Source organism: Paenibacillus sp. SEL1, assembly GCF_054602535.1.
Genome location: NZ_CM137723.1, coordinates 3,642,702 through 3,665,809 on the forward strand (window position 1 = coordinate 3,642,702; position 23,108 = coordinate 3,665,809).

General features: G+C 45.9%; 26 protein-coding genes, 1 tRNA gene and 1 pseudogene. 25 read left to right on the top strand and 3 right to left on the bottom strand.

What is annotated here, in order from left to right:
* Window positions 1–39 precede the first annotated feature (39 nt).
* Window positions 40–1,293, top strand: coding sequence for an aminotransferase-like domain-containing protein (locus ACYCSE_RS16670; RefSeq protein WP_061829165.1), 1,254 nt, complete (start codon window positions 40–42; stop codon window positions 1,291–1,293).
* A 19-nt stretch (window positions 1,294–1,312) separates the two neighbouring features.
* Here the strand turns inward: ACYCSE_RS16670 and ACYCSE_RS16675 are convergent, their stop codons facing one another.
* The gene (locus ACYCSE_RS16675; protein ID WP_459698905.1) at window positions 1,313–2,146 is read right to left on the bottom strand and encodes a DUF2161 domain-containing phosphodiesterase; all 834 of its coding nucleotides are present in this window, start codon (window positions 2,144–2,146) and stop codon (window positions 1,313–1,315) included.
* A 283-nt stretch (window positions 2,147–2,429) separates the two neighbouring features.
* Here ACYCSE_RS16675 and ACYCSE_RS16680 point away from each other — a divergent pair.
* Window positions 2,430–3,293: pseudogene (locus ACYCSE_RS16680) on the top strand (protein prkA); the annotation flags it as partial.
* A gap of 12 nt (window positions 3,294–3,305) precedes the next feature.
* Here ACYCSE_RS16680 and ACYCSE_RS16685 read toward each other — a convergent pair.
* A complete protein-coding gene (locus tag ACYCSE_RS16685; RefSeq protein WP_459698908.1) occupies window positions 3,306–4,949 on the bottom strand; it encodes a recombinase family protein in 1,644 nt (547 codons plus the stop codon).
* 736 nt (window positions 4,950–5,685) lie between these two features.
* On the opposite strand from ACYCSE_RS16685, the gene ACYCSE_RS16690 reads away from it, so the two are divergent.
* The 3 genes from ACYCSE_RS16690 to ACYCSE_RS16700 all read left to right on the top strand — a co-directional run bounded on the left by ACYCSE_RS16690 (window position 5,686) and on the right by ACYCSE_RS16700 (window position 6,722).
* The gene (locus ACYCSE_RS16690) at window positions 5,686–6,192 is read left to right on the top strand and encodes a hypothetical protein (RefSeq protein WP_459698910.1); all 507 of its coding nucleotides are present in this window, start codon (window positions 5,686–5,688) and stop codon (window positions 6,190–6,192) included.
* An 81-nt stretch (window positions 6,193–6,273) separates the two neighbouring features.
* Window positions 6,274–6,355 (top strand) — tRNA-OTHER (locus ACYCSE_RS16695).
* Window positions 6,356–6,437: 82 nt separating this feature from the next.
* Window positions 6,438–6,722, top strand: a complete 285-nt coding sequence (locus tag ACYCSE_RS16700; RefSeq protein ID WP_459698912.1) for a hypothetical protein — start codon at window positions 6,438–6,440, stop codon at window positions 6,720–6,722.
* A 72-nt stretch (window positions 6,723–6,794) separates the two neighbouring features.
* Here ACYCSE_RS16700 and ACYCSE_RS16705 read toward each other — a convergent pair whose 3' ends face one another.
* On the bottom strand, window positions 6,795–7,067 hold the full coding sequence (locus ACYCSE_RS16705) for a hypothetical protein (protein WP_459698914.1): 273 nt from the start codon (window positions 7,065–7,067) through the stop codon (window positions 6,795–6,797).
* A 93-nt stretch (window positions 7,068–7,160) separates the two neighbouring features.
* Here ACYCSE_RS16705 and ACYCSE_RS16710 point away from each other — a divergent pair, with 93 nt between their 5' ends.
* The 20 genes from ACYCSE_RS16710 (at window position 7,161) to ACYCSE_RS16805 (ending at window position 23,092) form a co-directional block, all read left to right on the top strand.
* Entirely contained in the window at window positions 7,161–7,817 is a 657-nt protein-coding gene (locus ACYCSE_RS16710) for a hypothetical protein (RefSeq protein WP_459698916.1), read from the top strand.
* A 146-nt stretch (window positions 7,818–7,963) separates the two neighbouring features.
* The gene (locus tag ACYCSE_RS16715; protein ID WP_459698917.1) at window positions 7,964–8,431 is read left to right on the top strand and encodes a hypothetical protein; all 468 of its coding nucleotides are present in this window, start codon (window positions 7,964–7,966) and stop codon (window positions 8,429–8,431) included.
* 195 nt (window positions 8,432–8,626) lie between these two features.
* On the top strand, window positions 8,627–9,301 hold the full coding sequence (locus tag ACYCSE_RS16720; RefSeq protein WP_459698919.1) for a head fiber protein: 675 nt from the start codon (window positions 8,627–8,629) through the stop codon (window positions 9,299–9,301).
* Between the two features lie 314 nt (window positions 9,302–9,615).
* Window positions 9,616–9,846 carry a hypothetical protein gene (locus tag ACYCSE_RS16725; protein ID WP_316243871.1) on the top strand — a complete coding sequence of 77 codons (231 nt, stop codon included), beginning with the start codon at window positions 9,616–9,618 and terminating at the stop codon, window positions 9,844–9,846.
* Between the two features lie 356 nt (window positions 9,847–10,202).
* Window positions 10,203–10,691, top strand: a complete 489-nt coding sequence (locus ACYCSE_RS16730; protein WP_341063760.1) for a hypothetical protein — start codon at window positions 10,203–10,205, stop codon at window positions 10,689–10,691.
* Window positions 10,688–12,550 carry a phage terminase large subunit family protein gene (locus ACYCSE_RS16735; protein WP_459698922.1) on the top strand — a complete coding sequence of 621 codons (1,863 nt, stop codon included), beginning with the start codon at window positions 10,688–10,690 and terminating at the stop codon, window positions 12,548–12,550. The genes ACYCSE_RS16730 and ACYCSE_RS16735 overlap by 4 nt, the downstream gene beginning before the upstream one ends.
* Before the next feature lie 27 nt (window positions 12,551–12,577).
* Window positions 12,578–12,811 carry a DUF6148 family protein gene (locus ACYCSE_RS16740; protein ID WP_322175121.1) on the top strand — a complete coding sequence of 78 codons (234 nt, stop codon included), beginning with the start codon at window positions 12,578–12,580 and terminating at the stop codon, window positions 12,809–12,811.
* Window positions 12,808–14,505, top strand: coding sequence for a phage portal protein (locus tag ACYCSE_RS16745; protein ID WP_459698924.1), 1,698 nt, complete (start codon window positions 12,808–12,810; stop codon window positions 14,503–14,505). The genes ACYCSE_RS16740 and ACYCSE_RS16745 overlap by 4 nt, the downstream gene beginning before the upstream one ends.
* Window positions 14,483–15,712: a head maturation protease, ClpP-related gene (locus ACYCSE_RS16750; RefSeq protein WP_341063757.1), complete on the top strand. Its 1,230-nt coding sequence runs from the start codon at window positions 14,483–14,485 to the stop codon at window positions 15,710–15,712. Before ACYCSE_RS16745 ends, ACYCSE_RS16750 begins: the two co-directional genes overlap by 23 nt.
* Window positions 15,712–16,104 (top strand): head decoration protein, encoded by a 393-nt coding sequence (locus ACYCSE_RS16755; protein ID WP_339200458.1) that lies wholly within the window; start codon window positions 15,712–15,714, stop codon window positions 16,102–16,104. Before ACYCSE_RS16750 ends, ACYCSE_RS16755 begins: the two co-directional genes overlap by 1 nt.
* A 16-nt stretch (window positions 16,105–16,120) precedes the next feature.
* Complete coding sequence (locus ACYCSE_RS16760; RefSeq protein WP_341063755.1) at window positions 16,121–17,155, top strand: major capsid protein; 1,035 nt, start codon at window positions 16,121–16,123, stop codon at window positions 17,153–17,155.
* Window positions 17,156–17,172: 17 nt separating this feature from the next.
* Window positions 17,173–17,331 (top strand): hypothetical protein, encoded by a 159-nt coding sequence (locus ACYCSE_RS16765; RefSeq protein ID WP_341161497.1) that lies wholly within the window; start codon window positions 17,173–17,175, stop codon window positions 17,329–17,331.
* Window positions 17,332–17,349: 18 nt separating this feature from the next.
* On the top strand, window positions 17,350–17,763 hold the full coding sequence (locus ACYCSE_RS16770; protein ID WP_459698928.1) for a hypothetical protein: 414 nt from the start codon (window positions 17,350–17,352) through the stop codon (window positions 17,761–17,763).
* Window positions 17,760–18,308 carry a phage tail protein gene (locus tag ACYCSE_RS16775; protein ID WP_459698930.1) on the top strand — a complete coding sequence of 183 codons (549 nt, stop codon included), beginning with the start codon at window positions 17,760–17,762 and terminating at the stop codon, window positions 18,306–18,308. Before ACYCSE_RS16770 ends, ACYCSE_RS16775 begins: the two co-directional genes overlap by 4 nt.
* The gene (locus ACYCSE_RS16780; RefSeq protein ID WP_459698932.1) at window positions 18,305–18,775 is read left to right on the top strand and encodes a hypothetical protein; all 471 of its coding nucleotides are present in this window, start codon (window positions 18,305–18,307) and stop codon (window positions 18,773–18,775) included. The genes ACYCSE_RS16775 and ACYCSE_RS16780 overlap by 4 nt, the downstream gene beginning before the upstream one ends.
* Window positions 18,765–19,121, top strand: coding sequence for a hypothetical protein (locus tag ACYCSE_RS16785; RefSeq protein WP_459698934.1), 357 nt, complete (start codon window positions 18,765–18,767; stop codon window positions 19,119–19,121). Before ACYCSE_RS16780 ends, ACYCSE_RS16785 begins: the two co-directional genes overlap by 11 nt.
* Window positions 19,122–20,570: a phage tail sheath family protein gene (locus ACYCSE_RS16790; protein ID WP_459698936.1), complete on the top strand. Its 1,449-nt coding sequence runs from the start codon at window positions 19,122–19,124 to the stop codon at window positions 20,568–20,570.
* 14 nt (window positions 20,571–20,584) lie between these two features.
* Window positions 20,585–21,109, top strand: a complete 525-nt coding sequence (locus ACYCSE_RS16795; RefSeq protein WP_316243857.1) for a phage major tail tube protein — start codon at window positions 20,585–20,587, stop codon at window positions 21,107–21,109.
* 45 nt (window positions 21,110–21,154) lie between these two features.
* On the top strand, window positions 21,155–21,493 hold the full coding sequence (locus ACYCSE_RS16800; RefSeq protein WP_459698938.1) for a hypothetical protein: 339 nt from the start codon (window positions 21,155–21,157) through the stop codon (window positions 21,491–21,493).
* 168 nt (window positions 21,494–21,661) lie between these two features.
* The gene (locus tag ACYCSE_RS16805) at window positions 21,662–23,092 is read left to right on the top strand and encodes a phage tail tape measure protein (protein WP_459698940.1); all 1,431 of its coding nucleotides are present in this window, start codon (window positions 21,662–21,664) and stop codon (window positions 23,090–23,092) included.
* The last annotated feature ends 16 nt before the right edge of the window (window positions 23,093–23,108 follow it).

Here is a 23,108-nt window from a genome sequence, read left to right on the forward strand (position 1 = left end):
GGAGATCATGACCTATTTTTCAGGAGAAGGAGGATGTTCATGCAATATTCCTTTGCTTCACGAACGGCTGCGATGTTGGCTTCTCCAGTGCGTCATATCCGGGAAAATGCGAGAAGACACTCCTTTATATCTCTGGCTGAAGAACTACCTGCACAAGAGCTGTTTCCGGTGAAGCTGCTGGAAGAAGCGGCCCATGATGTGTTTGGCTCCGGCCCTGACGCCCTCCAGTATGGTGAACCGGAGGGCTATTTCCCTTTACGAGCATGGCTTGCGGGAGAGTGGGAACAGCGTAAAGGAGTAAGAGTACCACCAGGTCAAATCCTCCTCACGACAGGCAGTCAGCAGGCCATTGACCTGATCATAAGGCTGATGGTGGATGAGCGTGATCCGGTATTGGTCGAAAACCCTACGTCTCCTGGATGTTTACAAGTGCTATCTATGCAGGGTGCGCAGATCGTTCCTGTAGAATCAGATGGGGAAGGTGTCATTCCTGATAAGCTTGAAGCTTTAATGATCCGTTATCGACCCAAGCTTTTTTTTGCCACGCCGACGTTTACGAATCCGACGGGCTCCTTATGGAGCGCGGCTAGGCGGCAGGAAATTTTGGACCTGTGCAGGCATCATGAGGTGCTAGTAGTTGAGGATGATTCTTATGGTGAATTGCATTTGAAGCAAAAAAATGAGTTCCATGACAAGAGTCCACATGGTCAGAGTCGAAAATTTGCAGAGACTTACCCCTCCCTATTTGCGCTGGATCATGCGGGTCAGGGCGGCCAAGTGCTCTATATCGGTTCGTTCAATAAAACAGTTGCTCCTGCGCTGAGAACGGGTTGGGCTGCTGGTCCTGCACCGCTGATTGAAGGGATGTACGCTTTGAAGCAGCTGGCTGATATGCAATCCAGTACGATGAACCAACGGCTGCTGTTCCAATTGCTGACCAGCTCGCGTTTTCAATGGCATGAGCACTTAGCGATGCTGAACAAGGAATATTCGACTCGACTTCAATTAATCTTGGAGCTACTCAAGCGCCCGTTTTGGAAAGACGTGACGTATCATATTCCGTCCGGTGGCATGTATGTATGGGTGCAGTTGCCCGATGGGCTGGACAGCGCATTGCTGCTAAAGGCGGCGTTACCCAAAGGCGTAGCCTTTATGCCAGGTGCACTATGTGCGGTTGGCAGTGAAGGCGCGTCCCATATTCGCCTTAATTTTAGCCATCCGGGCCGTGAACAATTGCTTATGGGCATGAATCTGATCGGTGAGACGATTAGCGAGTTTACTGCGCGGAGCTAGCGAAAACCATCGCCCCATGTCAGTCATCCTCCGCTTCCAGAACAACGGTGGAGTAAGTGATTGGCGCTTCCGCAATCTGGAGCTGTCCACTGTCCTCGTCAAGCTCTGCGTCTATTTCAGCGGCCGTTTTTATGCCATGCTCTTGCAGTACTGCCGCATACTCGTTCAGGGCAGCTTCGCCAAACGGAGTCAGTCGATAGCGGCCGCGGGATACGCGCTCAAACCAGCCGTAGTAGTTGTGCTGAAGTACGGCAGCAGCTGTGCTGACGGCTGCTATGCGAGCGAGCTGCGCCGGGGCAGCTTCCCCCGAGCCCTGCAAGGCTGCGGCTACGCGCAGCGCTTTTTCCCGGTAGGCAGTGACCAGCTTGCGTCGGGTGCTGCCGCCGGTATTGTGGTCACCGCTGCGTGCGTGAAATTCCCGCAGCAGCTTTTCCTTGCGCGAGCCGTGGCGTACCGTTGCTGCATTGTGGACATTGTCGCTATGCGCCGCAGGCTTACACAGTACCTCAACGAGCGGCGGCTTCGTTTTAAAATGGGTGACGGTGAGCAAGCCAAGTCCCAACTGGCGGCACAGTCCGACCAGCTCGTTCCAGCGTTGATTCACGGCCCCTTTTTTGGCACGATTTCGTTCTACAGCTACATATACATTGCTGCTTAGTTTCAAACGCTGCATGCCTTGCAGCACAAGCGCCAGGTTAAACGTCTTTTTGATCTCCACAATCAATGGTGTCTGTTGCCCTGGCTTGATACCCACCAAATCGCAGTTGCGCACCTCTCCCTTGACTTCATATCCCAAGTTCTCAAAAAAGGCTTTCACCGGAGCGTACAGCTCCGTCTCATGCCGAACCGCCATGACTTCTCCCGCTCCTTTATCCCATTATTCCGAGCTTATATTGTACCATAATGCGTCAGGTCCGCGTTGTTGTTGTATATTTTAGCACAGTGTATCCCTTGGTTTTTTCGAAAAAGCAGAGAGACCTGTCACAAAAAATAGGTCAATTCTGAAATCAATCTGCATAGGTATGTATTACACTTTTTTTAAGGGGATTGCATCATATCCTGAAAGGCGTGACGAGTGTAGCCATAATCATCAGGAGTGGAGGATAGTCATTACGCAGTCATGGGAGGAACCGAGCATGAATATTTTTGAACGCGTTGCGGAGTACCGGGCGGAAAACAACCGTCTGGCCTGGAGCGGCACTTTTAGAGAGTATATTGAGATACTCAAGAAAGACCCGACGCCGGCGATGACAGCTCATGCACGGGTTTACAAGATGATTGAATCTTTTGGTGTAGAAGAGGTTGGGGGACATAAGCGATACAAATTTTTTGAGCAGGAGATCTTTGGACTGGATCGAGCGCTGGAAAAGTTGGTGGAGGAATATTTCCATTCCTCAGCCAGGCGGCTTGATGTTCGCAAGCGTATCCTTCTTTTGATGGGACCCGTCAGTGGGGGGAAATCGACACTGGTCACGTTGCTAAAACGTGGTCTGGAGAAGTTTTCAAGAACGGATCAGGGAGCCGTATACGCGATTGAAGGCTGCCCCATGCACGAGGACCCACTTCATCTGATTCCCCATGAGCTGCGTCCCGATTTTGAAAAGGAGTTGGGTGTACGGATTGAAGGTAATCTCTGCCCATCCTGCCAGATGAGATTGCGCACGGAATTTGATGGTGAAATTGAAAAGGTCCGCGTGGAGCGGGTATTTATATCGGAAGAAAACCGGATTGGTATTGGTACGTTCAGCCCTTCTGATCCGAAGTCACAGGATATTGCTGATTTGACGGGCAGCATCGACTTTTCCACGATTACAGAGTATGGTTCCGAATCCGACCCGCGTGCGTATCGGTTTGACGGAGAATTGAACAAAGCGAATCGTGGACTGATGGAGTTTCAGGAAATGCTGAAATGCGATGAGAAGTTTTTGTGGAATTTGCTTTCTCTGACCCAAGAGGGAAATTTTAAGGCTGGGCGGTTTGCGCTCATCAGTGCAGATGAATAGTATGTTACATCATAACACTAAAAAATTGAGCTTAGTTAAATTGGCCTTCAAGTTTACTGTCAGATCAAATTTAGCGGGTATACGTCCACGGCCCTTTTCCGTCAATGTAACTTCGATGCTATCGAATGTAGCCCTGAGAATCGAATTTTTCATTGTTTTATTATCTGTTGCGTGGTATTGGTCTAAAACAGTATTTATGTTCTTCCTGATTAAGTCCGTGTCCACATTATTTTCTCCTACCCGAGCAGATTGTTCCTCAAAAGATTCCTTCAATTTTTTTAAATCCTCCAGTTGCTTGTCCACCTCTGATTTACGCTCATCAAACATCTCATCCGTATATTTTCCAGATTCATATTTTTCGAAAATGAAATCCATTCTTTTTTTCAAAGTTTTGGTCTGTTTTTCAATGTATTCATCATCGTAAGCTATCTCCGTAGATTTTTGTTCACTAGCTAAAATAGTGCTAAAAGTGTTGTTCAATTCATCCTCATCTAAATCAGAAAGGTAAGAGAGAACACTTATTATTTCTTCTTCTACGTTTCTGTACTTTATAAAGGTGCATCCTGAGGTAGTACACCATAAAAATTCCTTGTGATATTTTATGACTTCGCCCGTTTTTTTCTTGTAGTCCTGGATGCTGTACTGTCTTACCATGCGGCGTCCACATTTAGTACATATGCATAAACCAGCCAATTCACAAGGAGAGAAGTCCATTTTAGTTCTTGGTTTATGGGAAGAGTCGTTTATTTTCTTTTGAGCTTTCTCCCAAATGTCTTCATCTAATATAGCGGGGATCGCACCAGGAATGATAATATGTTCCTCTTCTGGACGTGCAACGACTTTCCCGTTAATCCGTTGTGTTGTTCTAAATCTCATAATTCCAATGTATCTTTCATTACTAAGTAGTTGACGCAGCACTTGTGGTTGCCAGTCTCCCTTACCGCGTGGCGGTTTAATAGAGGTCTTTTTGCTCAAGTAGCTGGCGAGTGCTCTATAAGATACATCTCTTCTATGTCCCCCGGGCTCTGCCACTCCATTAACGAAGAAGTCAAAAATTGCGCGTACTTCCCGAGCCTGTTCTTCATCTATTTCTAATTTTTTTGTCGCTTTGTTGTATGTGAATCCATAGGGAGCGGCGCCGGAAACCCATCTACCCTCAATGGCATTATTTACTCGACCTCCAAAAAGCCGTTCTCTGGTTGTCTCAAATTCTTCCCGGCTCATGAATAATTCAAACCGAATTTGGCGCAGATCAGAAGGGTTACGAGGGTCATATACTTTATACGGAGTGATAATGAAAATACGATTATCTACTATTAAATCATAGATAACGCCCATGTCAGTGTATGATCCGCGGCCCATCCGTGAAATTTCTTTAACGGCAATGGCCTGATATTTCTTAGCTTGCAAGTCTTCTATTACAGACTGGAAAACAGGTCTGGATGATATTTTGTCACCAGAACCAATTTCGGGTCGCTGGTCGTAGGGTAATCCAACAGGCTCAAGAATTCTGTCCATAAGCTCTTTTTGAGCAGTCAATACATCTTCACCTGTTCTCCGTTCTTGTTCCTCGTCTGCTCTAGATTTACGAAGATAATTAATAATAAATTCTATTCCTAAGCTCAGGAGGTAGTCTCTATTCAGTAAAGCCACAATAACACGCCCTTTTGGTTTGTATTTATATATTATGATAGTTACTATGATAAAGCCAAAGACATGCATAAATAAAGAGAAAAATTTCAGATGAATTATAGATGTTACCTAGAAAACAAAGCCAGAATTATAGGTTATTCTTATAACATGGAAAACAAAGAGAGAGCAGCACCCGACACAATCACACACCTGTTTGACGGTGGTAGGCGTAAGACGAGCGGCACCAGTTAGCCCCTTGCTATAAGACCTACAGAGAGCCGCAAGGGTAGGACAAGCGGGCATGCTGGTCTTTCTGTTTGTTCCTAGTAACTCCACTCTTGCTAATGTGCGCCTGACAAACGCATTCCCCATGACGGTGATCCTAACCGCTAAAGAGTGGATCAGGAGCGCAGCCGGGCGCGTAAGCAAGTGCCGGATTCCAACAAAGCTTATATCATTACCTGTAAGCCCAGGCTGTACGAAACGCGTTCGTGCGGTCTGGCGGGGTTTCATGCAGAATGCGAGGTTCGCTGCGGGGGTCAGTTCCCCACAGTCCTGGTTCAAATCCGGGCTTCTGCTAACATGGAATCAAAACCCATTTTTTTGTTGAATAATTACAATAAAAGACTTATAATGTAAATGTTCATAGATACCTGTAAAAACTTTATCAATCTTGAACACTCTAATAGTTTCTATACATATTGGTTGATTGATAAAGTATACAGGGTAAAAAATCAAAGAAAGTGGGCTTGTGAGTATGAAAAACATTAAAAAGGCTTCTGTAGTATCTGTTTTGTCTCTAGCTCTTGCAATTCCGTTATCTGCTTCTGCAGCAGCCACGGATGTTGCACCAGCTACAACTGACTCAACAGCAGTTTCCCAATCTGCAAACACATCGACCGATGTGAATACACCAAAAGCGGGAGATCATGTTATTACTCCTTATGCCACTAAATCGGTGGTTGATAGAACTCTCCGCAACACAGAACTAACAGAAAATTTCGATATACCCTCAGGTTATGGCTATGTTAAGGTATGGATACGTAATGACGGTAAGCAGCCAATTAAATTTTCGGTGAACAGAGGCTCAGAAACAGGTTCGCAAATGATGTCTGGAACTGTAGAACCTGGTCGCACTTACAGTGAAATTAGTTCAAGCGCTTGGCCTGGTGCTAATAAGTATTATGTATCTCTTTCCTCGGGTAAAGCATATATGGAGGGCGAGATGTCAGTTCGTATAGGCACTTCACGAGGAGAACTGTAATAATCAAATTATTGTTATTTAAATGCAGTAAGGAGGTCGGCCAACGTGCCGGCCTTTTTAGTTTCTTCAATATCACTTTATGCACGGTTAGCTCAGTGGTAGAGCGCAGGCGGGCCCGAGTAAAACAGACCTAAAGTCGTGGGTTCAATTCCCACACCGTGCACCTAAATAAATGGATGAATGAGAGTGGCGTATATGCGCTGCTCTTTTTGTTTTCACAAAAAGAGAAAAGGAAGTGTTTTGTAATGAGTACAGAAGCAAGCGCAGTACGTAATGGCGGATTTGGATATCTTGGTTCGGATAATATCTTTAAGGTGGTTAACACCGAAGCTGAGGCTCTTAAATATAGCCCCACTGGTAGAGTAGTTAGCTTTGCTGGTCCACACGCATACGGCAACCCGGTTGTTCCTACAGGCACGGGTGAATACGACCAATTGGCTATTAAGCTGCATGCAGATGGTACGCTGACTGAGAGCGAGGGCCTTACGATTCCTGCCCACATTGCCAAGGTAGTCAAAGAGCTGCAGTAATTGTTTTCCCCGGAGCTGATCCGGGGATTTACAGCGCCTAAAGGAAATGTGCGGTTCGAGTCCGCGGGGTGCTCATTTTTTCTTATTTAGAATGATTGCTAATTGTTTATTAAATGCTTCAACAAATGGAGTCAAATCGGGATCATTGGTTATTACTATTTTGTCTGACTCGGAAAATTGAAAAGTGTAGTTATTGTATTCACCGTAATCGAATCCGCCATGCCCCATAACTTGTTCAAGAGGGTAACGAGCAACCAGATTGTCACTTTGGTCTAGAACATAAAAATGAGTTTCGTCAATTTCGTATTTTCTGTATCCATAATCAAAAGCTGCAATAATAGCCATTTTCAACACCTCCTTTCGAACTAATACTTTCGGCGCAGAAAAAGGAATATCCTTCCTGGGTGTCGAAATGTTGTGTCGAAGGGAGTGGAACAATTGATAAATATATTTGTAGGTAAAACTGGGTATCTTCTCACCGAAAGGCCAGATCAGTGTCCCATATGTAAAAAATACATTGAAGCTCAACCCTTGGATGTGTATGGTCCTGGGAGAGAAAAAACAGTGTTTGTCTTTAAATGCGTTAGAGAAGCATGTGGCGAAATATTTCTAGCATATTATAAATTATCTAGGTTAGCTCCGAATGAGCGCAATTTTTATAAATTTTTAGAATGTAAACCATCTTCTTTTATTTCAAAGGAATTCAGTGACGATATTAAAAGAATTTCTCCTTTATTTTCAGTAATATATAACCAAGCGGCTAAAGCTGAAAGTGACGGACTGAGTTATATATGTGGCCCCGGGTATCGTAAATCACTTGAATTCCTGATAAAAGATTATTTAATAGAGGAAATGCCTGAAAGGTCAGATGAAATAAAAAGTATGTTATTAGGGAAATGTATTGATGGGCTCGTTACAGATAATAATATAAAGTTATGCGCAAAGAGGGCTGCATGGTTGGGAAACGATGAAACCCACTATGTTAAAAAGTGGGAAGATAAAGACGTTACAAATATGAAGGAATTAATTGATCTAACTGTACATTGGATTTCCTCAGAGATCATTACAAAGCGCTATCTCCAAGAAATGCCTTAAATCAACAGGAACGTAAGGGGTCAGGTTTCTCATAGTAATAACTCTTTCATAAATAATAGCGGCTAAATGGCTCTTTTGTTTTGTTAATCTTCTATTATGTTCCATCTCTTTTCTACCGATATATGGTAATGAGAGGAGCTGGTTTTTTGGAAAACAAGACAAGGGAAAAAGAGAAGTTCCCAGAAAAAAAAGATTTAATGTACTGGATTATAATATTGATCATGGCAATGGTAACAGTAATTATTTGGCGTGTAGATGCACCAAAAACATTAACTGATCAGATCACGCTAGGCGCTTCATTATTTTCAATATTATTAGCTGTAGTGGGCATCATAATCCCTTATATTCAAGGCAATGAAACTTCTAGACAAAATCTAGAATTGGTAAATAAGGTGGGGGATTTATCTGAAAAGATTGTTTCACTTCATTCACTAATAAATAAGCAAAAAGTTCTCAATGATAAAGTTGAAGAAATAAATAGTAAATCTACTCAAGTACCCTCTTCAAATGAGGGTTGGGTAATATGGAAAGAAGAGAAGCAGGATATTGATAAAGAAATTGAACGATTAAATAATGAATTAATTGGTTCTATCACTGTTACTCGTAAAAGTTGATTGAATACTCTTAAAAGTAAAAATATTTTCAAGCACCCTAACCGGTGCTTTTTTCTTTGCCTTAATTCCACCAGGAAGGAGGTGTTAATAATAGTAGAGAGCATATTAATTTACATTGGCCCGCCTATCCCATTGCGCGGGTTATTTCAGTTTAGCAGTTTTGTTGGAGACATACCGGAGTTCCTTGAACCACTTATGCTAGTGGAAGAGATCCGGGAGTTGGTGGTTGATGTGAATCACTTGGTTGAGGCCAAGAAGGAAATGAGCATTATCGGTACTGAAAAGAACAAAGCATTTCAGTATCTCTCTAATCCAAACAATATAGAAGCGGAGTTGAGCAAATTGGATGGTTATAAAAGCTTTTTAGGAAAAGGGATTTACATTGAAGGAGAGAACGGCGAGCTGTCGCTTGTGGGCAAGAATAACCCATTGCCTGTGGCTGGACTGTCAGGTGGTGGCGGTGGTTCTGTTACAGTTGACAGCATTACGGATGCGAGTGACGTTGGTAAGACCATTCTTAAAGCTGCTGATGCCTCAGCGGCCCGTACAGCCATTGGCGCAGGCACATCGAATCTAAAGGTTGGTATAGCAGTTACAGATGCCAAGGCAGGCAACTACACTCCAGCAGTTGCGGATATCTCAGGAGCGACCGCACTAGGTAAGCAGCTCATGGCAGTGGCAGACGCGGCTGCAGCTCGTACAGCTATAGGAGCAGGCACGCCTGTTAGTGCAGCTACAACAGCAGCAAACGGTACAGTGAAGCAGGCAGCAGCACAGGCCAATAGCGCCGCTACGGATGTTGCTGGTCTTGTTGCTGACTTTAATTCCTTGCTTGGTAAGCTACGAACTGCAGGTATTATTGCACCATAATACTGCTGAATGTTTATACACAATATACAACATATCATGCATATTACTGGTGGATGATTGTACCCCTCTAGTATGATTCTACTGGTGGACAATTGTCCCCCGCTAAACGCGCGTTTTGTATTCTAGGGGGGTATGATTGTCCCCCTCTAGGGGGGTATAATTGTCCCCCCAAGAAAGAAAGAAAGAAATATAAATAATAATATATATAATATATAGCTCATTTAGAGTAACTAGATACATACATCGTTCTATGCATTATGCATAAAAGGACGGTGTATTTGTTGTTCATACATAAAACAGAAAGGATGATAACGATGATGATGGAACATGAAGAGAATTACCACTGTCAGATGAATCTATTGGAGAACAGAGAAATGAGAGTCGCCGTTCAACTAAAGAAGGACATGCCTCAGGATCAATTAAAACGTGAAATAGCAGATAAGGTTGAACAGTATGCCAAAGATAACAAGGTGGATATACAGTCAATTAAAATACTCGTGCATCAACCACCGTCTTTCATACACATAGACATAAGCTATGCCTAACCCTTTATACCAAGGTCTTAAAGATTAAAGAATAAAAGAAGGAGGCGCGCGCGTGAAATGATTATGAAAAATAATCTTAAAAGCTTTCTTTTTCTCCAGAAAAAATAAATTTGGGTCCTTCTGGAGCTTAAAAATAGGTACGGGTGCGCATGAGCCCGAAAAACGCGTAGATTTTGAATTCGAAAAACACTTTCCTTTTTTAGCCCCGCAGGCTGCGTGTGATCCCTGCTGAGGGCTTTTTATATTGTGTATGTATAATTTATCCCTTCTATTAATGCGCCGCTAAAAAGGGGCTTAAAATGCGTCTGATAGCGTGCTTGGATTTTGATGAATAAATGGAAAGTAGGTGGTCAGTTATGGGGAAAGGAGAGAACAGGGCGGAGGTCATTGTCGGAACCAGTGAATTTGCGGCGATTGTTGGCAAAACCAAGCAATGGATCGGGCAATTAACCCGTGACGGTGTGCTTACGCAGGTAAGTCGGGGGAAATATGAGCTTGCTGCAACCGTCCAGGCATACATCCGGCATGTGACTGGGGCAACCGAGGAGGGCAAGATTAGTTTTGCAGACGAAAAGGCACAGCATGAGCAGATTAAAAAGGAAATTGCCTCGTTGGAACTGGAGGAAAAGCGAAAGAATCTACACACTACCGCTGATGTGCAAGACGCATGGGGAACACTGCTGGTGAATTTCCGCGAGAGATTAACTGGCCTGCCTCCGAAACTGGCAAATCAACTGGCGTATCTAAGCGACGAAAAGGCAATTCGCATCTTGTTGGAGGATCGCATAAACGAGGCACTAAACCTGCTGTCTAAGTATGACCCAATGGCAGATGATGAGTCATGAATGCGCAACGTAAAAGGACATTCCGCCTGCTTGCTGACACTTTAAGCCTTGTCGCGCCTCCTGAGCCAATCAGTGTATCTGAATGGGCTGACAGACACAGGGTGTTGTCTCCAGAAGCTTCGGCTGAACCTGGTCCATGGAAAACAGAGCGGGCACCTTATCAAAGGGTTCCCATGGAAGCTATATCTGACAGAAATGTTGAGTCGGTTGTGCTCATGTGGGCCTCACAGCTTGGCAAAACGGACCTGCAGCTTAATACGATTGGTTATTTTACTGGGCATGACCCAGCTCCGATCATGGTTATACAGCCGGATTTGATGGTTGCACGTGACTTTTCTAATGACCGTTTGACCCCGATGTACCGGGATTCTCCACAATTATCACCACTGGTGGTCAAGGATAAGAGCCGTGATAGCCGGAATACCATTTTGTATAAGACATTTCCAGGTGGACGGATCAACATCGCAGGCGCGAATTCGCCTGCTTCTTTGGCTTCCAAGCCGATCAGGGTGGTTATTGGGGATGAAATCGACCGTTTCCCGGTATCGGCAGGCAAGGAAGGTGACCCTGTATCACTGGTAACAGCTAGAACCAAGACGTTTTACAACAAAAAAATGGTGTGGGTATCCACTCCGACCATCAAAGGTGCTTCCCGTATCGAGGCTCTTTACGAGGACAGCACACAGGAAGAATTACACTTCCCTTGTCCGTCCTGTGATGAACTGCAGCCCTTAACATGGAGGCAGATCGACTTCGACTACGACGAAGAAACGCGGGCTTGTACACGGGTCGATCATGTGTGCAAGCATTGTGGTGCGCTGCATGGTGAACATGAATGGAAAAAGGATTATGCCAAGCGAGTGGTTTGGGTTGCTGGGAAGGAACACTCCAAAACTCGCGGGTTTAAGCTGAGTAGCCTTGCAGCAACGATAAATTACACATGGAAAGATGCTGTCAATGAATTCAAGGCTGCCAAACGTGGCGGCCCAGCGCTTCTCAAGACCTTCTTCAACACCGTTATGGCGGAGTCATGGGAGGAAGAAGGCGAGAAGGTAGAACATGAATTGCTCCTGAATCGCCGTGAGATGTACATGCATCGGGTTCCAGAGGGTGTGAAATTCCTCACTGCGGCGGTGGACACGCAGGACAATCGGTTCGAAATTGACGTCATTGGCTGGGGAAAAGATTATTCTAGCTGGAGAATACAGTATCACCGGGTATATGGTGACCTGAAATTGCAGGACGTTTGGGATGATCTGGACGAATTTCTGTCCCGGACATGGCAGGATGCAGCGGGCAGGAAGTTTCGCATACGTCGAACATTGATGGACTCGGGTGGACACTTTACTCGCGAGGTGTACAAGTGGTGCAAGCCTCGTGCCTCACGCGGAATATATGCAATTAAAGGTGAGGACAGCGGTGACGGTACACACACACCTCTTTTAAACGGCACCACAGACAACAACGTCCACCGTGCTACGGTTATTCGGCTTGGGGTAGCCGAAGGTAAGGCTAAGGTGTTTTCGTCGCTTACAATCGAACCTGGAAAGCCTGGGTCATGTCGGTTTCCACTCCCCAATCCAGATAACCCGGACCCGTTCGTATATGACGAAGAATATTTCAAACAGTTGACGGCAGAGCAATTGGTCACCCGCTATAAAAATGGGATTCCTTATACTGTTTGGGTGCAGACCAGGGCGCGGAATGAAGCCCTTGACCTTGCAGTTTATAACCGTGCCGCAATTGAAATGATGAATCCGAACTTTGACCTGCCATTACCTGAGCCGGGAAGTGTGGTTACGGGTCCGGTAAGGCCGCAGCAGCGGAAGAAGAAAAGGAATGTTTCTAGCAGCTTGTAAATTATGTGAAGGAGGTGAACAGGGGATATGCCGAAAATGACTTTAGCCGAGGCTCAAATGATGTACAAGCTTTGGTGTGACGCTGAGGCGGCACTCGCTACAGGAAAATCATACACCATCGCTGGTCGGTCTATGACACGGACAGACATGAATGTGGTACTGGAGCGCAAGAGATATTATGGTCGCATCGTTGACGACTTGGAAAATCCGGGAGTGAAACGGAGAAGCAAAGTAAGAGGAATCACCCCGTTTGACCGATGAACTGGCTGGACAAGACTCTAAACTTTGTGGCTCCGGGAATTGCGGCTAAAAGAGAGGCGTCCCGCCTGGATGTTGCAAGGCATGAAGCAGCTCAGGCAGTTATTAATAGCTACAAAGAGTCATTTGGTGGTAAAGGATACGGCAGGCATGGAGCTAGCCGCACAAAGTCGTCTATGGTCATGTGGCAAACGCCAGTTGGTGACGCTGATGCAGATATTCATGAGAATATTAACGAGCTTAGAGCCCGGGCCAGAGACTTACACATGGGATCTGACGTTGTTGCAGCAGCTCACAAGGGTTTGCGAACGAACATCGTTGGTACTGGCTTACGCCTCAACCCTGCCTTTGATTCCAAATTTCTAACACTCAGCGATCAGGAAAGCGAAGACTTGAGGGCGAGCATACACAGGGAATGGGCATTGTGGGCTGAAACAAGCAAATGCGATGCGGCAGGGCTCAATGATTTTTACGAGTTGCAAGCCCTAGCTTTCTTGTCAACCCTCATGAGCGGGGACGTATTCGCTTTGTTGCCAATGCTGCCGAGAGATCATGCGGTTTATGACCTCAGAATCAACCTAGTTGAAGCTGACCGTTGTGATACTCCTTTTAATGTGCAATTGGACGATTTGGATCGGATCCAATCTGGCGTTGAGGTTGACGCAGACGGTATGGTGGTTGCGTACCATTTCAGCAACCGTCATCCGGGTAGCAGTAGGTTTGACCTGACAAGTGAAAGGGAATGGGTCCGGGTCGAGAGGTATGGCAAGCAGACGGGGCGATTGAATGTAATCCATCTTTTTGAAGCGGAACGACCAGGGCAACGACGGGGCATACCAATTATTGCGCCTATTATCGAATCTTTAAAGCTGCTCAACCAGTATACAGAGGCAGAATTGATGGCTGCAGTCATCACGTCAATGTACACCGTGTTTGTAAAAACTCCAGGAGATGACGGGCAAGATCCGTATGGTATGAATGAACCGGAAACTGACAATCAGTATCAAGAACCTATACCCGGGACTGGTGGCGACAACATAAAGATGGGTCGGGGTGCTATCGTTTATCTGGACCCTGGAGAGGATGTTCAATTTGCTGACCCGTCAAGACCAAATCCGAACTATGAAGCTTTCGTTCGGGCACTGTTGAAACAGATTGCAGCAGCTCTTGAGCTACCGTATGAGATACTGACCAAGCAATTCACTAGCTCGTACTCGGCTTCTCGGGGGGCACTATTGGAAGCTTGGAAAATGTACCGCATGCGCCGTTCCTGGCTGGCTAAAACGCTTTGCCAGCCTATTTATGAAGAATGGTTTGTTGAGGCTGTAACCAAAGGTAGGATACACGCGCCTGGCATCTTTGATGACCCGGCTATTTTTGCTGCCTACACACGGGCTGAATGGCATGGTCCAAGTCAAGGTTTACTTGATCCAACCAAGGAAGTAGGCGCGGCTGTTACCCGAATTGAGAACAATTTAAGTACAGCCACAAAGGAAACGGTCGAGCTAAACGGCGGATCATGGGAACAAAACATTCAACAGCGTGCGTATGAGAAAGCACGACTCAAGGAACTGGGACTGACCGAAGGAACTGCACCAGCTCCGGTTACGCCTTCTGAACCGTCTGATGAGGGCGATGAAGACAACGACGATGAGGAAGGGGGTGAAAACACAAATGCCAAAGAAGATCAAGGCTAACGGGCCGATAATCGGGGATGCAAACGCATGGGTTTATCAATGGTTTGGTATTCCGGCTGTGAGTCCAGGGATGATATCCAAGGAACTTGATGCAGCAAACGGAGACGAGATCGAATTGTACGTAAATTCTCTTGGCGGTTCCGCCTTTGATGGTGCTGAGATTTACACTTTACTCAAAGATTACCCCGGGAAAATCACGGCGAAAGTAACGGGTGTAGCGGCTTCTGCTGCCTCGGTTATGCTCATGGGTGCTGACGTTATCAAGATATCGCCGCCGGGGCAGATCATGATTCACAACGCTGCAACGGGTACGGATGGCGACAAGAATGCCCATGACCGCTCTTCTGCCCTGCTGAAAAGCACGGACGAGGCAATCACCAATGCTTATTCACTCCGAACAGGCAAGACAAGGGACGAACTACTTGATCTCATGAACGTTACAACTTGGATGAATGCTCAGAAGGCTGTCGAACTTGGATTTGCGGACGAAATAATGTTCAGTGAAGGCGCCACAGAAGTTACCAACAGCGCTTTTGATATGCTCGGCAGTGACGGAGTTTTGCCTGAGGCGGTCATAAACAAGGTTCGCAACGAGCTTCTTAAAAGCGGAGGATTCACAAATCAGCCTCCAGCGCTTGGCGACAGCGGACTGGAAAGGATAACCCCCTTGCAAAGCATCCCAAATCTGCAATTTGCTTCGACAGCCAAACAGCCTGTAGCTGCTGTTAACACAAATAAAGGCGGTACTCCGCAAGCCGGAGACACATTCGAGGGACTAAAAAATCAGATAAGCCAAATGAAGGGAGAAAACAAACCAATGGATTTAAACCAACTGAAAAACGAGCACCCAGACTTGTACAACGAGGTGGTCAGTCTGGCTACTACAGCCGAACGCAGCCGTATTAGCGCACTGACAAATATGGAGGGTGCCCCTGGAGCCAAGCCTTTTATTAAAGATGCCATCACAAATGGCGAAACCGCCGGTGATGTGGCTATGAAAATCGTTCAAGCATCAATTACGCGTGTGGGCCAAGAGGGGACGCAACGCCAACAAGATTCGGACGACAGCGGTGTGAAAAATGTATCCCCGGAAGCGCCTGTAATCACTGTCGGTGCATCAAATGATGACGCTGAAAACGAACAAGCCGTAAACAACATGATTGAGTATGCAAAACAGCTTCAAAACAAAAAGGGAGGTCGTAAATAATGCCAGCTTATGAAAGCCAGCCGTATGACAATCTGTACGCAGGTGGAGTCGAACCGAAAACGGTCATTGCAATTATCGTCAAAGCGGGGTCTGGAGTGGTTAAACGTGGTACTGTCTTGGGCAGAGAAAGCCAACTCGCTGAAACAGATCCGTACGCAGGAACACCCATCACTGTGCCAGTAGATTCGAGTAAGACGGGCGGTATTGAGAATCCATACTGCATCTTGGCAGACGAAGAGGTCGACGCTACAACCAAGGATGCTCGGGCCGTGGCTTACACATCTGGTGAGTTTAATCGTGATGCTCTCAAGTTCGGCGGCACTGATACAGTTGCAAAACACGAAGTCGCCATGCGCAACATCGGTCTTATCACAAAACGAGTAGTTAAATAGGGAGGATTAATACATTATGGCAAAAGATATTTACGCATTTCCGCAGTTATTCCGTGTAGTCGAATCATTTCCACAGGATTCTTATTACCTACTGGACACATACGCATCCGAAGGGGAAACGTTCGACTCCGATGAAATTGAAATCCAGACTAAAAAAGGTCACCGTCCGCTGGCTCCTTATGTCAATGAATTGATGCCAGGTAAGGTTGTACTGCGCACTGGATTTACAGCCAAACAGTACAAGCCTGCGCTAGTTAAACCTATGCGTGTCATCACTCGGAACGATCTTAAAGTAAGACGTGCTGGAGAGACTTTGTATAACCCGGATTCTCCGGATGTTCGGGCGCAGAAACTCCTGATCGAAGACACGGCTGAATTGTTAAGCACAATCGACCGCCGAAAGATTCAACAGTTGTCCGAAACCATGTTTACGGGCAAGACAACGCAAATCGGTGAAGGTGTGAATCAGGAATTGGATTGGGATTTTACCAACAAGGAAGTTCTTTCAGGAAAAGACTTCTCGGACCCAACTTTTGATGTTGTTGCTTATCTCACAGAGAAGAAAATGAAGGTCATGCGAAAAAGTGGCTTGACCATGCGTAGGGTGTTGACCACTTTTGAAGTTGGATCTGCAATTACTAGTCATCCTACTTTGCTTGCAATGATCAAAGCAGAAAAAGAAACCCTTGATGTCGGTAATTTGAACCAAGACATTCTGCCAGAGGGCGTTGTATATCATGGTTATTTGCGTCAGGCTGCTATTCATATCTGGTCCTACACCAATTCATACACCGACGAAGAAGGTAAAGAGCAGGATTACATTCCTGCTGGAACACTTGCGTTACTGCCAGACGGAAAACCGTTTGAGTTTAACTATGGAGCTAACTTGATCATGGGGGATGACGGTCAGTTCCAGTATGTCAAGGCAAAGGTAACGCCGCAATCATGGACTACTAAAGAACCTGCAGCTCGTTACTTGCAAATGTTGGCCCGTCCTATCGTCGTTCCGCAAAATGTGGACGGATGGTATGTAGCTAAGGTTCTTAACTAAAGAGGAGGAAAACAGAGATGGCATATATAGCAACGTGGAATATCCGTCACAACGATAAGAATTACAAAATTGGTGAAGAGGTCCCTGTTAGTATTGGCAAAGAGGCGATTCAACGACTGATTGATCTTGGAATGGTAGAGGATGACAAGAAGAATACCGCCAAGCCTGCGGAATAAGGGGTTAGGAGGCGCGTCATGAGCGATATTCAAACTGAATTGATAAAACCGTTCAGTTTTAAGGATCAGATCGAGCGGGATGTGAAGTCCGTTTTCTTGAATGAACGTGAGTTTGCCGACTGGCATGAAATCGCCTTTATGAGTCCGCCGAAAAACGGACTGCCTGTCACACCTGAACCGCCTGTCAAAATGTTGGTTATTGTTGATGATGATGAACTGAGAGATCGGAAAACTAGCGCCTCGAATCCAACAGATGGCGTTTACGATGCCGATCTTTTGTTTTATGCTCAGCGTGCCGACTTCCTGCTGAACTTTGGCAGGCTTCCGGCCCTGCAAAGCAAAATTAGGTTCGACGAACGCACCTATACGGTGACAGATATCCAAGATGACGAGAATATGGTTACCGTCACGTTGGGGCGTAAAGGATCATGATTCGCATCGATGCCAAAGAGCTGGGAACCATGAAAAAGCGCTATGAGAAAGTCAAAGTTCAGGCTAAAGTGGTTGTGTCCCGAGCGATGAACCGTGTTGCATCTAATGCACGGACCAATGTAAAAAAAGAAATCGCTAAGGAATATGTGATCAAATCAGGCGATGTAAACAAAACATTGTCAACCACCAAGGCCAGCGCTTCATCTACTTCAAGCGTGGTGCGTTCGACCAGCCGGGGAACTGGACTGGATAAATACAAGTTCAACCCTAAACGAGCAACGGGAAAGCGACCTAAAGTTTTGAAGGCGGCTGTTAAAAAAGGGGGAGCGGTAAAGGGGATAAAGGGCGCGTTTGTGGCAGACAAAAACGGAGTAAAGATTTTCGCCCGTGAAGGAAAAAAGAGGCTGCCTATTCGCCGCCTGTATGGTCCCCCAGCTCCAGAAATGTTCAATCAGCAAAAGGTGCGTACTCCTGTTGAGCAGAAAGCCCGAGAAACATTTGAAGAACGTATTATGCACGAACTGGATAGGGAGTTGAAACCATGACCCCATTTATGCTTAGAGACGCTTTGGTCAAAGAACTGGAGCGTCTTTTTGCTGACTCAGCATATCTGAATGCACGTGGTGAGTTGTCCAAACTAAACATTTATGCGCAAAACCTGCCTGCAAAAAGCCAAGAAGATGATGACGATCATTACCCGTTCATTCTTGTTCGTGTGGGTGATGTTGTCGATGTTTCGGACACCGAAAACTCAACGTGCGCCATTATGTTGAGCGTTGGAATTATTGATGAAGGGCTGGACATGCGCGGTGAAGATACTGTCCTTAATATCACACAGCGTATCAGACAGCACTTTCTTACCAACCGAACGTTGGACAGACAATTTATTTTGGAACCCCAATTGACGTGTTCCTTATTCGAGGAAGAGGATATGTATCCTTACTTTTTCGGCTATGTGGACATGAGTTGGATCATTCCTGCTATAAGAGAGGGTGTTCAGATTGACTACTGAAAAAACAGAAACTCAAGACGTTAAACAGGCGGAAAAGCCGCCTGTAAAAGATAAGAAAGACGTTTCGCCTGTGGTACCTGCTCAGCCATCCCAAGCAGCCGAACGGGAACAACTTATTTACATTGGCCCTAATCTTCCGGGCGGAAGACTGGCGAAGTATTTTATTTCACTGGGCGGGTTCCCGGCATATCTAAGTGACATTTCAGACAAAGTCCCTGCCATCACGGAACTGTTTGTCCCGGTTACTGATCTGGCAGCCGCTAAAGTGGCGATGGACCAGCCGGGAACTACTCATAACATCGCTTATGCCGCTGTGGTTGAGGCGATCCAAAAAGGAGGAATTTAAGTGGCTGAACGTCATGGTGTATTTATCACTGAGCAGCCCGCATCTGTCATTACCCCAGTGCGGCTCAACGTCACATTACCCGTTGTATTCGGTACAGCTCCGATCAACCTTAGTACGCTTGATGCTGCACCAGTGAATAAGCCGATTCTGTGTGAATCGTGGGCCGACGCAGTTTCTGCGTTCGGATATTCGGACGACTGGGAATCATTTACCCTTTCTGAATTCATGCATTTCCATTTTAAAATCTCGAAACAATCGCCGGTCGTTTTTATTAATGTGCTGGACCCTGTGAAGCATGCAACCTCAGTCACGGCAGCTTCTTATACATTGGTTAATGGCACGCTTACGGTTGCGGTGCAGGGGATCATTAAAACGTCTGTACTGATCACATCCGAAGATGGTGCGACCACATATATACTAGGCACCGATTACGCTCTGTCCTTTAACGATGCTGGGAATTTAGTGGTATCTCGTATCGCTTCCGGCGCGTTGGCATCTGGTGCAAAGGTCAAAGTTGGTTACAGCAAGCTTGACCAAAGCAAAGTCACACCTGCGGATATTATCGGCGGTATGGATGTAGATACTGGCATTGCTACAGGACTGGAATTGCTAGATCAAATTTTCCCGCTGTTCCGAATTGTTCCCGGTCTAATTGCTGCGCCGGGATTTTCACATAATCCTGTGGTCGGTGCGATTATGGTTGCAAAAGCCAACTCGCTTAACGGTGGGCACTTTAAAGCAACGGCCCTCACAGATCTGCCATCCAACGTTGTATATACCGAGATTGCGAAGTGGAAGAAGGACAACGCTTATACGGACCCACAGCAAATTAACACCTATCCGTTGGCTACCAAGGACGGTTTGAAATATCACATGTCTACGGTAGTTGCTGCGGCGACTGTTAAATCTGACGTTGATAATGGCGGCATCCCTTCGACTTCTCCGTCGAATACCGCCGCGAATATTGATGGTACTGCTCTGACAGATCGTGACTTTTTACTAGGTCCACAGCAAGCGCAGTATCTTAATGCGCAAGGGATCGTAACAGCACTCAATTTTGTTGAAGGGTTTGTAGTGTGGGGTAACCGGACAGGAGTTTACCCGGATGCTAAAGACCCGCAATCTAGCTTTATACCGGTACGCCGTATGTTCAACTGGATTGGTAATACGCTGACTCTAACCTACTGGAAGTACCTTGATGATCCAACCAATAAGAAGATGATCGAGGCAATCACTGATTCAGTGAACGTCTGGATCAATGGTCTGGTAGCTGCAGGTTACTTGCTGGGTGGACGTGTTGAATTTAACGCTTCGGAAAACCCAATAGAAAATCTGATTGATGGCAAAATGAAATTTCATGTGTACATCACGCCGCCGTCTCCGGGTCAGGATATTGATTTTGTACTGGAATACGATGCTTCTTACTTTGCATCGTTGTTCGCAGCTTAGAGGAGGTTTGAACATTGGCTAAAGAGCAGATCAGTCAACGGACGATACAATATGAGGCTTACCGTAATGGTTCGGAGTATTTGGGGACTACAACCGTAGACCTTCCCGAAATCACATTACTAGCTGAGGACGTGACGGGCGGGGGTATTAACGGTACTGTCAATACTCCGACTATGGCCCAATTCGATGCCATGTCTACTACCCTGAATTTCAGGACTCACGAAGAAAGTTATTATTCCCTTTTTGCTCAAGAGATCCACGCCATAGATTTACGGGCAGCTATCCAGGTGCAGAACCGTTTAACCGGGCAGTTGGATGTTGTACCGTACAAGGTATCATTTCGCGGTAATCCCAAAACAATGTCTTTGGGCAGCTTGGAACCAGGAGCGACGTCCGACAATTCTGTGGAATTTGAAGTGACCTATATCAAGATCACGCTTAATGGAGCGGTCAAGGTGGAAATTGATAAATACAACTCTGTTTGTGTTATCAATGGTGTCGATTACTACGCAAAAATCCGTCAGGCGCTTGGGAATTAATCATTTCCGGGCGTTGACCCGGATTAAAATATGGAGGATTATAACATGACTAATATCGCTAAAGAGGCAGAATTGAAACCAGTGGAGAAGGTAGAAGGTACTTCACAATATACGCTTAAATTCGATAAACCTTGGGACTTTGAAGGCGAAAAATATACGGAATTGAAATTTGATTTTAATAAAATCAATGGTCGTAAGATGATTGCACTTACTAAAAGATTGGATCTTGATGATATGAAAACTCCTGTCAAGGCAATTAGTATGGAATTGCAAGCTGCTGTATGTGCTGAGGCTGCAAGTGTTCCGATGGAGTTGATTCTCGAACTTCCGGGCAACTATTTTTCTAAAGTGACTGTTATGGCTCAGAATTTTTTGCTGCTATAGATGCAAGTGAAGATGTTGCATCTGATATCCGGGAAATTGTACTGACTTTATCAATAGAAACCAGAAACAGCATTGATTTTTGGTTGGATCAACCGATAAGCGACCTGTCTAAATGGCAGGACGCTTTTTCTGCTTATGCAATTAAAAAAGAGAAGGCGCTAGAGGAAGTTGAAAAGGCCCGAAAGAGAGGGCGGTGATGTAGTGGGACGCGAATATGATGTGGCGATGAAGCTCGCGGCTAATTTGGACCAGAGCTTTTTTGGTGCGTTTGATAAGGCGATTCAAAAAGTGAACGGTCTTGAGAACAGCTTTAAAGAACTGAAAAATATCCAGATGCCTACTGGAGCGATTACCAATTTGCAGCAAGAAGTTGGGCAGTTAAATACTAAGCTGCAAAGCGTTAATGCCAACCGGGTTGGGGAAAACGTCTTTAAGCCCCTAAAGGACGACATTAGGGACGTGAAGACAGAGCTTACACGGCTCCAGTCCATGCGCTTGTCGGGAGATATAACCCGTGCGCTGGAGGTTAATGTTCAGGGGCTTGAACACAAGCTTAAAGCCCTTGGGCATTTGAGGATCGGCGCGAAAGTATTCGAACCGATGATGGCGGCTGCTAAAGCGGTTGAGGCGCAAATACGAATCATTCAATCTATGCGGATCACAGGTGATATCGTCAAAGATATCCGAGAAGATCTTAAAAAGCTGGAAAATGAATTTAAAGATATCAAGCGCATAAATGGCCCAAAAGACGTTTTCCAAAACATGATTAGCGAATTGAAAATTGTTATTCCGGATCTGCGAGAAATGAAGAAGCTTCTGGCAGACATAGCCCGCATTCGCATGCCTTCAAATCAGTTCGGTAATGATATCGAAGCGTATGTAAGGCAGATTAAAGAATTAGAGAAGCGAATGAGAGAAATCCAGCGAATTCATGGTCCTTCGGGCGGTGGCGGTGGTGGATCTGGCGGAGATGATTCAGGAGGCGGCGGTACATTGCTTGCCGCTGGTGGAGCTGGGATGATGGCGGGAGCTGCCGTGGCTGCGGGCGGCTTTTTTGCGTTTAAATATGCGGACGAATACCAGAAGGCCATGCTTCAAATCCAAGCCAGCACAGGGCAGACAGAAGCGCAGATGAAGGGCATGAAAGACATTGCCAAGAATCTGTACAATCAGAAGCTAGGCGAGGACTGGAACGATTTGGCGCTTGTCGTCGGTAAGGCGAAAAACGTCCTGAAACAGACTGGTCCAGAACTTGAAAAATCAGCACGAGGCGCGATTGTCCTTCGAGACACCTTCGAAAATCTGGACGTTGATGAATCTATCAAAACCGTCGATACCATGATGAAAAACTTTGGTATCACATCGGAACAGGCGTATAACCTGCTTGCCCAAGGTGCACAGAAGGGGCTGGACAAGTCTGGCGAATTACTGGACAGCGCCAATGAATATTCAGCCTACTTTGCAAAATTAGGATTCAGCGCAGAGGGCATGTTCGATATTTTTTCTGCAGGCCTGGATGCAGGGGCCTTCAACCTTTTTATTAGGGCTTTATGGCGGCGACGCCATACCGAAACCTCTCTAATTCATGGGAAACCCTAACGTTGAGACGAGGGAA